A 15,109-nucleotide genomic window follows, 5' to 3' on the forward strand; every position below is an offset into this window, starting at 1 on the left:
TGGTCCCGTAGCTCAGCAGGATAGAGCATCAGATTCCTAATCTGAGGGTCACGCGTTCGAATCGCGTCGGGATCACCATATATAAAGAATCGGGTGTCAAAGAAGCTGTAGGGCGTCAAAGAAGCTGTCGTCGAAATTGCTGCTAAGTTATTGATTTCGTTTGATCGGGGAACTCATAAGCTGTCATTACGTCAAAAACGTTTGATTTTCCCTTAGCCCTAAAGATGTCAGGTTTTTGGAATGAACTTGACCATATCCACAAAAATTCCCTCTAGATTGTCCAAGAATTTGATAAAGCTTCAGCTTGTTTCAAAATCAGCTCAACTGCCTCCAATGCTTTGTCGGGAGGATATTTGTATCGTTGTAATGTGCGGCGAACCAAAATCTTTAGCTTTGCCCTTACGCTGTCACGGATTTGCCAGTCGACGGTTGTTGATTTTCTCAGTTTGTCGGTAATTTCGACGGCAATTTTCTTCAGAGTTTCATCGCCCAGCTCTCTGACCGCGCTTTCATTATTCGCCAAGGCATCATAAAAGGCGATTTCATCAGAGTTTAAACCAAGTTCTGATTCGCGAGCGATTTCATCCTGAAAGTCCTTTGCCATCTGGATGAGCTCTTCGATAACCTGAGCAGTCTCGATGGCGCGGTTGTTATATTTTCGAAGTGACTCTAGCAAGCGGTCGGAGAACTTCTTTTCCTGAACCACGTTATTTCTGGTCTTGGCCCTAATATCGTCTTTCAGAAGTTTTTCCAAAAGTTCAACGGCAAGGTTTTTGTAAGGCATTTGGCGCACATCTTCCAAAAACTCATCTGACAACAACCCAATATTTGGTTTGTCCAATCCGCAAAGAGAAAAAACATCTGCCACACCCTCAGCGACAACGGCATTGTCGATAATTTGTTTCAGGGCTGAATTGGTATCTTCCTGCGCCAGTTTTCTATCGACCGTGGTAAATTTGCTGATGGCTGCTTTAATTGCACTGAAAAAGGCTATTTCTTTTCGCAGTTCTTTTGCTTCATCAAGGGTGCTGCAAAGGGAATAGGCTTTTGTGATAGCAAGAACGACGTCTAAAAATCGTTTTTTGCCATCTTCTAAGCTGAGAATATAGTTTGCTGCGGGAACCAACAGCTTGTGCGCATCGGTTTCAAATACTTGATAATCAAAGCCAGTTGTTTTGCCGTTTTTGGCAAACATGCCCCGTACAGTATCGACCTTTTCCATCAAAATTGCATAAGCTTCTTCGGCCCGTAATGTCGGCTCACCACGACCTTTTGCTTCGGTGTATGTTTTCAAAGCCTGTCTTAATTCGTTGGCGATACCTATGTAATCGACCACCAAACCACCTGGTTTGTTTTTAAAGACCCGGTTCACCCGTGCGATGGCCTGCATGAGATTGTGGCCCTTCATGGGCTTGTCGATATACATCGTATGGCAGCAAGGAGCATCAAATCCGGTCAGCCACATATCACGCACAATTACCAGCTTGAGTGGGTCGGTTTCATCCTTGAACCGTTTTTCTAGTCGTTTTTTAGTCTGCTTGTTATAGATGTGCGGCTGCAATAAAGGCTTGTCGGAAGCCGATCCTGTCATCACGATCTTAATCGCGCCTTTTTCTGGGTCGTCGTCGTGCCAATCAGGGCGAATGGCGACAATTTCATTGTAAAGGTGGGCGCAAATATCGCGGCTCATGCCAACGATCATGGCTTTGCCGTCCATTACGGCTGTTCGGGCTTCAAAATGCTCAACCAGATCGGCGGCCACTTGGCTTAATCTGGGTTCAGCACCTACCAGTTTCTCAAGGCGGCTCCATTCACCTTTTTTCTTTTCACGCAAGCCCAGGTCTTCTTCATCCTCAATAACCTCTTCTACCTGATCGGAAAGCTTGTTCATTTCCTCGTGGTTCAGGTCGAGCTTTGCGAGGCGGGATTCATAATAAATTGGCACTGTCGCACCATCGTCGACAGCATCCTGAATATCGTAAACGGATACATAGGCCCCAAAGACCGCGCGTGTGTCTTTATCTTCCATGGAAATAGGGGTGCCGGTAAACCCAATGAAGGATGCATTTTTCAGGGCATCGCGCATATGTTTGGCATAGCCAAATTTATATTCACCATCCTTGGTCAGAACAGCTTTCAGGCCATATTGGCTTCGGTGTGCCTCATCAGAAATGACGACGATATTATGTCGATTGTTCAAGATTGGGTGTTCGGCTTCCCCATCCAGCAACGCAAATTTCTGAACCGTCGTAAAGATGATGCCCCCGGACTCGCGCTCTGACAGTAATTGCCTTAAGGCATCACGGTCATTGGCTTGAACCGGCGTTTGCTTCAATAAGCTTTCTGCTGCAGAAAAGGTCGCAAACAACTGACCGTCCAGATCGTTGCGATCCGTTACAACAAGCAGGGTTGGATTGTTCATGGCAGGTTGTTGCAACAGCTTTCCTGCGTAACAGCACATAGAAATACTTTTGCCAGATCCTTGGGTGTGCCAGACAACACCAGCTTTTTTGTCGCCACCATCTTGTGCCGCAGCAATCGTTGCTTGAACCGCTTCGCGCACCGCGTGGAATTGATGATAGCCTGCGATTTTTTTTATAATTTTTTCGCCATCGGATTCAAACAAAACAAAGAAGCGGATATAGTCGAGGAAAAGTTCGGGATTAAAGAAACCACGAACAAGGGTTTCTAGCTGCCATTCAAGCAGAGGCTTGTCATCTTCGCTTTTAATTGTCCGCCAAGGCATGAAGCGTTCTTGGTTGGCGGTTAAGGAACCAATACGCGCGGTATAACCATCACTGATCACCAAGGCTTCATTGAAGGTGAAAAGGTCACTGATTTCCTGCTTGTAGGTTTCTAGCTGGTTAAACGCGTCCCAAATATTGGCGTTTTCATCTTTGGGGCTTTTGAGTTCCAGCACCGCAAAGGGAAGACCGTTGATAAAACAAATAACGTCTGGACGTCGCGGTTGCTTGTTGCCTTGAACAGTAAATTGATTAACGGCGACAAAACGGTTGTTGCTCACTTTGCCAAAATCCACCAGGAAGGCGTGATCATTGACGACCTCGTCGCCCTTTTTGTACTCAACCGCAATACCTTCAAGTAACAGATGGTGAAAGCCTCTGTTATTAGTCAGTAGGTCCAGGCTTCCCGGCTTGCTTATTTTGACAAGAACTTGTTCCAGACATTCTAAAGGCAGATGGGGGTTGATGACGTGAAAAGTCGATTCAATGTGTGATGTCAGCATCACTTGTGCGTAATCTATGCGCTCTGGGTTTGGTCCATCTGGTGCGATGTCTGGTCCGTACAAGACATCCCAGCCACTTTCGCGTAACCAGTCGAGGCACAAGTTTTCTAATTGTTCTTCGTTCATGTTGCCTCTCCCTTATCTACATTAATCGACAATATATTATCGATCACGTAGTCCCTTGCTTCGACGGGATAGCCATATTTGCGAAGCAAAACACGGGTCTTGGTTTTCATTTCGGCCTGTAAGGTTTCTCGCTCTTCCCAATCGACCAGTTTCCCCTGAGCCAGCACCTTGGATAGCTCGCCTGCGATGAGCTCAATACGTCCTGGTTCAACGTTAGCGCTTTCAGGCGGTACTTTCAGCAATTCAGACAGCGACACTATGTCTTCAGGTTTTGGCAAGGCATGTTTAACATGCGGGGTGGGGACTACACCTTTAGCAGTCTCAATGTCCTCGACAGGTTTATCTGTCTGTCGATCTCTTTCCTGCTCGGATACAAAAATATTACAATAGTCCGAAGCGCCGATCAGATCAGGAAACAAGCTGGCGTGATGGACGTTCATTTTTCGCAAATGCTTTAAGCAATTGTGCTGTTCTTCATTCCGGACATAAATTTTACAAATATATTTTGCCAGTATGGCAGCCTGTTCGTCCTCAGTAGCCGTTCGCAATTCGTCATCATCAAAATCTTCGTCGCCAAGGATTTCTGCGAGCTTGTTTTCAATTGTCGCATCATAGGGGGAAAATGTGAAAAGCCCCGCCTGACTGACCAGTCGCCCATGGTCATCTTTCTTTGGTTCAAAAACGCGAATATCTGGACAGGCCTCATCATCTGCAATGAAGCTTTTATTAAGGACATAGATTGCCCTGTAAGGATTGTCTTTTTCATCGGGTTGGTCTTCCTTTGCAAAAGCAAAAAACAAGGCGACATAAGGGGAATAGGTCCAGTCCAAAAGCGGAGTCATTAATCCATGATGTTGCCCGATTGACCATAGCTCGTCATCTTCCAGGCCGTCTTCCAATAGGGAATGGTCGTTGATACGTCCACGTATCGCCTTGCGAAAAAGGCCAAGTTGTTCATTGGCCAGGTCTTCTGTCACAATGCCTGATGCCGTCAACCGGCCGAGGGTGGGCATGATGCTCCAGTCATACCGCCGGTGGCCTCTGTAAACGAACTGTGTGGCATTTCTGTTGAAGAAAGTGCTTTCAAGTAAGCTCGTAAAAGCGCGCCAATGTTCAAGCCGCGTAACAGGTATACGTCCGCTAAATTCATCCGCCATAATCTCGAAAGAATGGGAAGGGTTATCATTATTCCATTCAGGGATTTTCTGCCAATATGAGCTGTCTGCCATCACGCGACCTCTTCATCGGTAGCGGCAATATTTGATAGATCCATTTCACCGGAGAGAAGTTTGGGGAGAAGGGTATCGCGCGTTTCAGCTAAAGATAAACTTTGGGCTTCAAGTATCGCAATTAGAGAATTTATTTTTTCAACTTGAGCATCAAATTTTCTGTCGATGTCATGAGTGGGACACACAAAATGTATATCTTCTAATATTTGTTTCCTAAGTTCAGTTTGTCCAGTACTTCCCGCACCGCTAGCCTCAATGTATGGTTCATTTTCAATCATTAGGCCAGCAAGAAAAGATTTAGAAATTTTCAAGGAGTCAGCACGTACGACTGTAACATGGCTGTCAACAACAGTTATTTCATCTAGGTTTCTAACTGGAGACAATCTACCTAAAGTGCCTACTCCTGTGGAATTTACCAATACGTCACCAACCTCAATTTCTCTACCTTCAATTTTTCTTTTCGAGGGGTCGTTTCGTCTTGTTAAAGTGAAGTCAATAGTGTGGTTTCTGATACACTTTTGGTTAATAACTCTTACACCATTCTCTCTAGTGTATTTTGGGGATATACCACGACGTAATTCTGTCGTGTACGATTTAAGATCGGATGGCAGCCATCCCACAGGTATCTCCCCTAGTTCACTGTCTTGCAGGGTGGCGGGGAAGAGGGCGGCGGTGGATTTTATAGTGTTGAATGCGTCTGGGGATGCGGCTTTAAATTCAGATAATTCTTCGTCTGACTTACCAGAAATCGCTCGCATGGCCGCGCGTTCGGCATCTTCAGCACTGCCGCCTGATCCCAGTGCGGCAACCTTGGCCCGTGTCGGGTCGAAGTCCACAAACCAGCTCTTGAAGATCGCTTGCGCCATCTCCTCCAGCGTTTGATTGATTTGGCGGTTTGAAATTATTTTCTCATCAATGTCGCGTAAAATCTTTGCGATACGCTCACTTTCTTTGAAGCTTACATTTGGACAAGGTAGAGCTTCGATTGTTTTGCCACTAATATTCGCTTGATTAGCGCTTCCCGAGGAATTTGAAACTAAAAATTCTTGGCTTTGGGGTGTTGTTAATAGGTAAAAGATGTAGTCTAGGTGAATTGATTTCTCATCTTTAATAACAATTTTTCCAACGCGTTGATTGATCCATGAAGTAGGGTCGTTTTTCCAAACTCTGGCGGTTCGGCCGACCAATGATTTGGGGGCGTTAGGGCCTGAGCCAGTCATTGAGATTAGAATGTCGCCTTCTGTTGTTCTCCAGTCAGTAGTTTCGTCAGCCAACTCATCATTGATATATGCTGTTTCTGAATAATCAACATAACCGAACCTAATGTTTTTTATTTTAAGTACAGGACAATTACCTGCTTTGGAAAAATCCTGACTCTTATAGGCATAACCTCCTTGAACCTTCGCGAAAGCACCTAAGGTTGTTAGATCAAAACTCATAGCCCAACCCCGCCAAATTGCTTTTAATTTCGCTTTCCAAGCGGGTGCTCTCGCCGAACTGATCATTTAATTGAGCCGTCAGCCTTTTCATTTTCTCATCAAAAGGTTCCGTGTCTTCGTCCCCTTCTGCTGCCCCCACATAGCGCCCTGGTGTCATCACAAAATCATGTTTTTCAATGGTTGTTGTGGTGACGTCATCCTCCGCGATACCTGCGTCAATCTGTACGGCTTTATCTCTATAGACACTGGCGCAAAAGCCGGGCTCGTCCTCGTAGTTCTCGCCTTTCTGCCAATTGTGGAAGGTTTCCACAATTTTCTTTGTGTCTTCCAAGGTGAAGTCCCGCAACACCCGGTCTTTCATATAACCAAGACCGCGCGCGTCGATGAACAAGGTTTGGCCCTGTCGATTACGTTTTCCACCTGCTTCTTTTTTGGTTTTGGTCAAAAACCAGATGCAGGCGGGGATTTGCGTATTGGTAAACAATTGACCCGGTAGGGCGATCATACATTCCACCAGATCAGCCTTTACTAATGCCTTGCGGATTTCACTTTCGTTGTTGGTGTTGGAGCTCATGGAGCCGTTGGCAAGCAACAAGGCCATGGAGCCTGTGGGTGAAAGGTGGTGCAACATGTGCTGCATCCAACCAAAGTTGGCGTTGCCTTCGGGCGGGGTGCCGTATTTCCAGCGCACGTCATCTTCCAAGGAGGCATGCCACCAATCCTTGATATTGAATGGTGGGTTGGCCATGACGAAGTCGGCGCGAAGGTCCGGATGCTGGTCGTCCAGAAAACTATCGGCATTTTTCTTGCCGAAGTTAAAATCAATACCGCGAATAGCCATGTTCATGGCGGCCAGTTTCCATGTGGTGGGGTTACTTTCCTGGCCATAGACGGAGATATGCTTTTTCTGTTCTGCCGCGTTGTAGTGTTTTTCCTTGGCGTGTTCCTCAATGAATTTTTCGCTGGAAACAAAGAAACCGCCTGAGCCCATGGCCGGGTCATAAACACGGCCTTTGTAGGGCTCCAACATTTCAACAATTAAGGTGACGATGCTTTTCGGGGTGTAATACTGGCCACCCTGTTTGCCTTCAGCCAAGGCAAACTGACCCAGGAAGTATTCGTACACATGGCCGAGAATATCTTTGCTGTGCAGTTCCAATTTGTCACCCTTGAATTCAGGGTTGCTGAAACTGGTATCTGAGAAGCTATTGATGAGGCCAATTAGTTTATCGTTATCCAACTGATACTGGGCGATCCGGTTTAAGATGCCTTTTAGTTTGACGTTGGATTTTTCGATGGCATCAAGGGCGTTGTCGACAAGCCAGGAGATCGAGCGAAGTTTTACGTCCTGACCTTGTGCGTCTTGCCAGATGACACTGCCGATAGGCAGGGCGGCTTTATCTTTTAAAGTGCTCCACCGAGCTTCCTTGGGAACCCAGAAGACATTTTTTTCTTGGTAATATTCCAATAACTCTAGCTCTGCTGCGATGGCCTCTTCATATTCTTCATCGCTGTCATAATCACCGCGCGGCATGAAATAGATGTTGTCGTCAGCTTCGGATATAAAAAGATCTCGCAATTCAGACTGGCGTTCTTCAAAGGCATCAGAAACATATTTTAGAAAGATCAGTCCAAGGACCACATGCTTGTAATTGGCAGCATCAAGATTGCTGCGCAATTTATCAGCAGCCTTCCAAAGCTTGTCATCAAGTTCATTGAGGAACTGTTGTTCGAGTTTTTTCATCTTATTGGATCTCCAACGAATTTGACTGGATGTGTTCTGGATAGCTTTTGCGTAAATTAATTGTGGCTTTATGCTGAGGCTGTTGAATCGGTGGTAGCAATATTTAGAAAGTCGTAATTTGGTTTTGTATCTGTTAATGCCCAATCGATTTTAGTTTTAGTTGTTAATCTCTTGTATGCCAATGTGATAGTTGTTGGGTAATATCCAAATTTTTAGGTTTAATTTCATTTTCAAAAAAAATCTTCATCTACTTTTTTTAAATGGAGTATTTCCTCGTCACGACAGCCAATGTTATAGCGGATCATCAGCTTCGTTAGTTGTTGACCATCGATCAAGACGATGCGCATGCCAAGGTCGTTTGCTGTTTGTAATGCTGATGGACTAAATTTTGAAGAGGTAAAGAAGATTCCCTTTTGGGCTTTCTTTAGGTTCAAGGCACCAAAGAAATCACGAATTGCGGGTGATCCAACTGTGTTGCTTTCAGCATATCGCTTGGCCTGGACGTAAATTTGATCAACGCCTAACGGATCCTGATCTATGACGCCATCAACTCCATCGTCTCCACTACGCCCGAGAGCTTGCCCGGCTTCTTCTGAAGATCCGCCGTAACCCATCGCGATTAGTAGGGCGATAATCAGTTCTTCAAAAAACTGGGGGGTGGCTTCACGCACTCGTTGTAATAAGTCAGCAGCAAGGGCGTCGTTGATGTTTCGATGTGCTGAACGTAGAACCTCATCGGGGGTTAAGTCCGAATTAAGTGCTAATGAGGTGTTGCTTGAACCTATCTCGTTTTCAATATCTCTTTTTGTATTTAAACGAGTTTTAAAGGATCGATAGCTTTCGAACTTTTCTAGATATTGGTTATCAATACGTTTTGGATCCTTGGCGAGTTCAGCTCGTCCGGCATCTGTTAGCTCAAAGTACCCACGGGATGGGTAATGTAATAGCCCGGATTGCTTTAGATAACTTTTTGCCCAATGCACACGGTCATAAAAGATCTTTTTCCCCCCGCTAGGAAGCAGCTTATTTTTTTCTTCTTCTGTGAGGTTATATTTATTTGCAAGGTGATTAATAACCTCAGTCGTTTTCACTTTCCCCTTATCGGCTGATTTTAATACCGGCAACATTAAAGTTTGATAATCAGGAATCATATACCCTACCAAAGAACAGAAAAACGATATGCTAGTAAACTACGGTATTTATAGCGGGCACTTGCAACAATGGCGAGATTTTAATTGGTTTATATTCTTGTATTCAGTGTTGTGGCTTTGGCGGATTAAACGCTGGCATACGCCATAGAGGAGATATATAGAATTATCACCTCTAAGGAAGGGGAGTTTTTTCGTTATAAATTACAGCTTGTGAATATTGACTATGAATTGGGGCAAAATACCGTTTATTATTTTAGCGAAAAACAATTTGAGTGATGAGAATAAGAGGTTTCAATATTTTAAATCGATTAATAATTTTATTTTAAAACAATAAATTAATAAAATTGGCGATCGTGGTATTTAATAACAATTGAGTTGTTTCAAAAAAATATAAAAAAATATCAAAACCCTAAAAATACGACCCTATGTTTAATTCATCTGAAACTGTTATGGGAATTTCTTATGAATAAAACTCTTATAAATATTATTCTTTCAGAAAAAATTTGGGACATTGTTTGGACTGTTCCAAATAACCTTCCTAAGGCTCAGCGCGAAAGGCTGGTTGAAGCTAGTGAATGGCTTGAAGAGGCCTTTTCCTTAGCTAATAGTATTAAAAGCTGTTCCGCCTATAATCCTGCGGAAGCCTTTGCCCGCGAAGATGCCAAGCAAATGGTCGTAGATTTAATCGGGGAATATGAAAATTTACTTCAGGCTGATAATTTAAAATCCGAATTTAATATTAAAAAATATATTGTTGGTGAAATGGGGGAGGAAATATTTAATTCCGAAAATTCTTTTCCAATTAAATATCTATATATTTCAATTTCAAAAGTGCCTGAACTCGTTGATTTAACTTGTTGATTAAAATAATTCAGCACAGCCAGGTTCGTCTTGGCTGTGCTTATTTTAATTAAAAAATAGGGCATAAAAAAACAGCAGATATTTAATTGTTTAATTAATTAGACACACAAAAATACAGCTCAAAAATAAATTTCAAAATCGACCCTATTTTTTCTGAACCGAAATATGAGTTTGGAGAAAACAATGATTAATTTTGATTACACACCCGTTCGTAACCCTGTTCGTAAAAAGAAGGGCACATATTGCGGATATTTCCCAAGTACGAAAATGAACCGAATGATCGGTTATGAATCAACACTGGAACTTGATGCCATTTATTTATTTGAAGCTGATCCTCTCGTACAGGCTTATTGTGAGCAGCCTAAGCAGGTCACTTATACTCGTCATCAAAGGTCTCACACTAACACTGTAGATTTTGTGACCTTACGGGATGGTGTCGAGGAGTTCTTTGAAGTGAAGCCTTATCAGAGGTTTGAAAACAAAGAGACAGAAGCTACGTACGAAGCAATCGCAGAGGTGTATAGAGAGCAACGTCTTTCTTATAAACTCTTTACTGAGTTTGAAATCAGGCAAGAGCCACGGTTACCAAATTCAAAAGAGCTGCTCAGATATGTACGGGTACCGGTAACTGAGGATCATAAGGTGGTTGCAAGGGATTACTTGGCGCCAGGGCATGAGATTACGATCAAAGAACTTAGCTCCTATTTACCTATGCCAATTGTTTACGCGCTAATTTGGGCTGGCTATCTAATTATCGACCATTCGAAGAAATTAACACCAGCATCTTTTATTTCATTAAGCACAGCAGTGGAGGGCTAAGTTATGGGAATTATGGTGCCGTCACTTACTTTACCTAAAGATACGGAAATTGTTTTCAAAGGGCTGAGCTATACCTACATCAAGCAAGTTAAAGGGAATATCCAATTAGAGCGTGTTGATACAGGCGAGGTAATGAGCCTCTCGACACGTGATTTTGTCGCCTTTACCCAGAGTGAGGAATTAGAATTAAATCAGCAGGCTTGGTTCTTTGACGGAGGCATCCAGTCCAAGGCGTTTGATGCTTATTCTGAGGAGAATAAGGCTGAAGCTCTTAGTAGGTACAAATATATTCGCCGATTGAAATCAAAGTTCGGGCCTGGAAAATATAAGAAATCTGAATACAAAGAGGTCCTAGAGGAATTTAAAGTTGAGGATAACCTAAAGAAGCCTTTTAGCGTACGTACTCTTAGTAGGTGGTTTGAGGCATATAAAAATGCGGGAGAAGATATTAGGGCCTTGATTCCCGCACACAGCAAGAAAGGCAATCATACGCCAAGATTGCCGAATATGGTGATTGATACGATAGATGATGTAATTGATCGAATCTACATGCGAAGAGAGAAGGCTAGTGTTGATCGGATACGAGCGGAAGTATTTAGAATACTTGCTAAATATAATGAGAAAGTATCACCTGCTCATGCAGTAGATTTGCCCAGCGAATCAACTGTATTACGAGCAATTCAGAGAAGAGATCCTTACACCGTATGTGTTCATAAATTTGATGAAGCTGAAGCTAATCGCCGATTTAAGCAATATTATGCATCTACCCCTGTAAGTCGTCCCATGCAGTGCGTACAGATGGATCACACTCAAATGGATGTTGTGGCTTTGATAGGTAAGGGGCTTACAGCAAGACCTTGGTTAACCGTTGCTCTTGATCAATATACACGAATGGTTGTTGGTTATTATATCTCTTTGGATAAGCCGAGTTTTAGTAGCGTAGGTAAATGTCTCGCAGATATAATTGACCCTAACGGATTAGTCCCAACGTATAATCCTCCTGAAATGTTGCTTCTTGATAATGGTGCTGAATTTCATTCAGAGGAGATGGTTGAGGCCTCTTTTCAGATGAATTGCGTCATCAAATATTGTGAAGCTGGTGACCCTGTACAAAAAGCTCATGTTGAGCGCATTTTCAGAACTCTTAATACAATGTTTCTTCATCAGATAAAGGGCACAACCTTTGGCGATACCAAAGCGCGTGAAGGGTATGATTCTGTTAAAGAAGCCAGTTTAACACTGAATGAATTAGAGGCTATGACCAAGACGTTTTTTACTAAAATTTACCCCAGTGAATGGCATGGGGGTATTTCCTGTAAACCGCTTGAATTATGGAATGAAAGTGTAGAGCAGGGAATGTCTGGCTATCTAAATCTGGGTACTGAGTTTAAATATAAATTAATGCGAAAGGTTGCACGGACCGTTCAACCTTATGGGATTGAGGTATTTGGGCTGAAATATAATATGCCTGATTTGGGATATTACAGGGCTAACTGTCTTCAAGGTCATGAGTTTGAAATTCGTTATGATCCGGACGATTTGAGTGAGGTTTTCCTCAAGGATCCTGATAATGGCCGTTTCGTTTCTGTACCTGCATGTGACCAAGAGTATACGCGTGGATTAAAAGCATATCAGCATCGACTTATCACGAGTAAAAGAGCCGCCAATAAAACTAAAAATAAAAACTGTGTTGATCGGTTGTCTCGTAAAGCTGAGTTTTTTGAGGGGCAGAACTGGGATGCCCCCAAGAAGCGAGGTTATTTACAAGCTGGTTCTAGTAATCCAGATAAACTAATTAAAGAGGCTCGAAAAAATATTCCTGCTTCATCAAATGGATTTGATGATATTTATTCTAGCAATAATTTTGTCTCAGAATTCGAATTTTCTGAAAATGTAAGTGTTTCAAATAAAACGCTTAATTCAGAAGAAAATGAATTTAATTTTTCGGTTAATTACGAAAATTATTCAAACAAATATAAAATTGAGAAATGATCCTATTTTTTACTCACGTTTAATTTAAGGAGTAAAAAAATGGAATATGAATTTAATCAGATCGCTGAAATTAGAAATGTGTTTGTTGAGAACCAACGAACACATTCCGCCCATCAAAGATTATTAAATTATATCATGTCGGAAAAACAATCCCGGCAAGGGTCTTGTATGTGCCTAATTGGGGATTCTGGGGCAGGTAAAACGACTTTTATTCAGAACTTTATATCTAGAAACCCTGAATTGAAGATCTTGAGAGTAGATGTGCCGCCGTCATGCTCTATTAAAGCATTCACACAAGAAATTCTAAAATGCCTTGGAGATATTGGTTGGGCGAACACGCGCTCAACCGGTGTTCAGCTTTCAATGAAAATAAAATACGTGCTTGAAAAAGAAGGTATTGATTTAATCGTTTTTGACGAAGCCCAGCACTTTGTCGAAACAAAAAAGAAAAGTGTGATTTATGATGTGGCCGATTGGCTTAAGAACGGTCTTAATGAGTGGAAGGTGCCAATCTTATTAACTGGGCTTGATAGGCTGAACAGTGTCTTTACAGAAAATGAGCAACTCGAAAGGCGTCTGAAGGGGCGTTTGGAATTTAATCAAAATCAATCAGGTGATGCGCAAGCTAGGGAAGACTGGCTTCATTTCTTGCATGTCATCTCTAATGCGTTGCCTTTTCATGGTGATAGCAATCTTGAAGAACCTAAGATGGCCCAGGCTCTCTGGATCGGAAGTAGCAGACTAAGAGGTCGCGCAATAAGGTTGATTGAGCGTGCCGCGGAGATTTCGTTTTGGAATGAAGAAAGCCGTTTAAGCCCCTCGTCGTTAAGTGAAGCTTTTATTGAACTGGCAAATAGAGAAGAAAAATCAAACGGAAATCCTTTTCTGGGGATGGTACAATGAGATTGTCCATCCCACTAACTGCACCACTTGAAGCTGGTGAAAGCCTTCATGGGTATTTATTACGGCTATCAGGTGAAAACCTTTATAGTTCCATCAGTGTTGTCCCAAATGCGTTAGGCCTAGATGTACGTGGCGCTTCTGGCTTGGTGAAGCTCGCGAATTACTCTGAGGTGCTTGAACCGTGTCTGCATACTTCAGCCGATAAGCTTAAAGAAAAAGGTTATCAATCAGAAAAATCGTCTAAAGGTTCCATTCTGGGATTTGGTGAGCAGAAGCTTGATAGAGAACTTATCGATTTGTCGAGAAGTAAGCTATGCCCCCAGTGTTTAAAGGAAGAACCTTATCATAAACAGGTGTGGGATCTTGTTGGTTATACGCACTGTCCAAAACATCACTGCGCTTTAATAGGGGTATGTCCTACTTGCGGGAGAAAACTATCCTGGTCCCGTACAACACTTTGTCACTGTCGCTGTGGGGAAGAGTTGAGCTCTGTAGAGCCCAATTCTGTTAACTCAGCTCCCCTTTCACTTTTGATGTCAGCACTTGAGAGCTCTTCAGGTGTTGCGATTTCTAAAAATCTACCAGAACCATTTGCCTCTATGGCCAAGCTGGATGTGGTCGATTTTCATAAGGTGATTTCGCTTTTGGGAGCTGTGCTCCTTAAGTTAGACAGCCGTAAAAGTAGTCGTTTGGCAGGATTGTCTTTAGAGGCGTGTGCTGGGCTAATGGAGGAAGCTGCAAAGCTTCTTGATAATTGGCCTTATAACTTCTGGAACCAGATTGATGTTTATCGTGCACATCTGCTGAGCTCCAAAAAGAAAAGCGCGGGCCTCCAGGGGGCATTCGGGGCGCTCTACAAGGGGCTGTATGGTACTGAATATAGTGTATCTCTACAGCTCTTTAGAGATACCTTTAAGGACTACCTCAGGGATCGTGGATACGATCAAACAGTAAAGCATCAAGGTTGTACATCTGTCTGGGGAACGGGTCGCCAAAAAGAAACTTTGAGCCGGGAAGAAACAGGGAAGTTTTTGCAAGTTGGCCCAAAGAAAATTCAATGGCTTGAGGGCATGGGTATTCTCAAGCCAGTCACGTTGGAATCCATAGAGAAGAAATACCGTAACTACACTGCAGAGAATGTTGATCAGGCTAAGAGCTATCTGGCGAGCCTGATCAGTCTGGATGACCTCTGTCGAATTATTGGTATCAGTCGGCAGGTCGGAGATGACTTGGCCGCTCAGGGGCTATTAAAAGCAGCTCGCGGACCGAATGTCGATGGAAATAGGAACTGGGTATTTACGCCAACAGCGCCTCAGACCTTCTTAGATAGCTTGGCTAATAAAGCTATATCTAGCAAAGGCATCTCATCTCAAGATTTGGTTAGCCTTAACGAAGCATTTTCAGGGCTGCGGCAATACGGAGTAAGCCACCTGGATGCGATAATGATGGTTCTGGGCGGTGAACTATCGGTCTATTTGCAAAGGGATCCACCAAAGGTTCTTGGTGACATTCTCGTAAGAAGGGGGGATTTATCGGTCCAAGGCATTCTTCAAATGAAGTCAGGTATCCGGTCGCTTGTAACGACTTAGCTTTCATAA

The 15,109-nt window shown here is 43.2% G+C and carries 10 protein-coding genes and 1 tRNA gene; 6 read left to right on the plus strand and 5 right to left on the minus strand.

The features are described from left to right. Position 1 precedes the first annotated feature (1 nt). A tRNA-Arg gene (locus ACN0W5_RS01830) sits at positions 2-78 on the plus strand. A gap of 193 nt (positions 79-271) precedes the next feature. Here ACN0W5_RS01830 and ACN0W5_RS01835 read toward each other — a convergent pair. The 5 genes from ACN0W5_RS01835 to ACN0W5_RS01855 form a co-directional block, all read right to left on the minus strand. Continuing rightward, complete coding sequence (locus tag ACN0W5_RS01835) at positions 272-3,373, minus strand: type I restriction endonuclease subunit R (RefSeq protein WP_417452556.1); 3,102 nt, start codon at positions 3,371-3,373, stop codon at positions 272-274. Then, the gene (locus ACN0W5_RS01840; RefSeq protein WP_417452557.1) at positions 3,370-4,602 is read right to left on the minus strand and encodes an FRG domain-containing protein; all 1,233 of its coding nucleotides are present in this window, start codon (positions 4,600-4,602) and stop codon (positions 3,370-3,372) included. The genes ACN0W5_RS01835 and ACN0W5_RS01840 overlap by 4 nt, the downstream gene beginning before the upstream one ends. After that, a complete protein-coding gene (locus tag ACN0W5_RS01845) occupies positions 4,602-6,041 on the minus strand; it encodes a restriction endonuclease subunit S (RefSeq protein ID WP_417452558.1) in 1,440 nt (479 codons plus the stop codon). Before ACN0W5_RS01845 ends, ACN0W5_RS01840 begins: the two co-directional genes overlap by 1 nt. Beyond that, positions 6,031-7,785 carry an N-6 DNA methylase gene (locus ACN0W5_RS01850; protein WP_417452559.1) on the minus strand — a complete coding sequence of 585 codons (1,755 nt, stop codon included), beginning with the start codon at positions 7,783-7,785 and terminating at the stop codon, positions 6,031-6,033. The genes ACN0W5_RS01845 and ACN0W5_RS01850 overlap by 11 nt, the downstream gene beginning before the upstream one ends. Before the next feature lie 230 nt (positions 7,786-8,015). Beyond that, positions 8,016-8,936, minus strand: a complete 921-nt coding sequence (locus ACN0W5_RS01855) for a restriction endonuclease (protein ID WP_417452560.1) — start codon at positions 8,934-8,936, stop codon at positions 8,016-8,018. A gap of 462 nt (positions 8,937-9,398) precedes the next feature. On the opposite strand from ACN0W5_RS01855, the gene ACN0W5_RS01860 reads away from it, so the two are divergent. The 5 genes from ACN0W5_RS01860 (at position 9,399) to ACN0W5_RS01880 (ending at position 15,100) form a co-directional block, all read left to right on the plus strand. Then, a complete protein-coding gene (locus ACN0W5_RS01860; RefSeq protein ID WP_417452561.1) occupies positions 9,399-9,797 on the plus strand; it encodes a hypothetical protein in 399 nt (132 codons plus the stop codon). Between the two features lie 183 nt (positions 9,798-9,980). After that, positions 9,981-10,616 carry a TnsA endonuclease N-terminal domain-containing protein gene (locus ACN0W5_RS01865; protein WP_417452562.1) on the plus strand — a complete coding sequence of 212 codons (636 nt, stop codon included), beginning with the start codon at positions 9,981-9,983 and terminating at the stop codon, positions 10,614-10,616. Positions 10,617-10,619: 3 nt separating this feature from the next. Further along, a complete protein-coding gene (locus ACN0W5_RS01870) occupies positions 10,620-12,608 on the plus strand; it encodes a Mu transposase C-terminal domain-containing protein (RefSeq protein ID WP_417452563.1) in 1,989 nt (662 codons plus the stop codon). 39 nt (positions 12,609-12,647) lie between these two features. Beyond that, positions 12,648-13,511, plus strand: coding sequence for a TniB family NTP-binding protein (locus tag ACN0W5_RS01875; RefSeq protein ID WP_417452564.1), 864 nt, complete (start codon positions 12,648-12,650; stop codon positions 13,509-13,511). After that, the gene (locus ACN0W5_RS01880) at positions 13,508-15,100 is read left to right on the plus strand and encodes a TniQ family protein (protein WP_417452565.1); all 1,593 of its coding nucleotides are present in this window, start codon (positions 13,508-13,510) and stop codon (positions 15,098-15,100) included. The genes ACN0W5_RS01875 and ACN0W5_RS01880 overlap by 4 nt, the downstream gene beginning before the upstream one ends. Positions 15,101-15,109: the final 9 nt, after the last annotated feature.

It is taken from the genome of Kiloniella sp., from assembly GCF_048270245.1.
Taxonomy (GTDB): domain Bacteria; phylum Pseudomonadota; class Alphaproteobacteria; order Kiloniellales; family Kiloniellaceae; genus Kiloniella.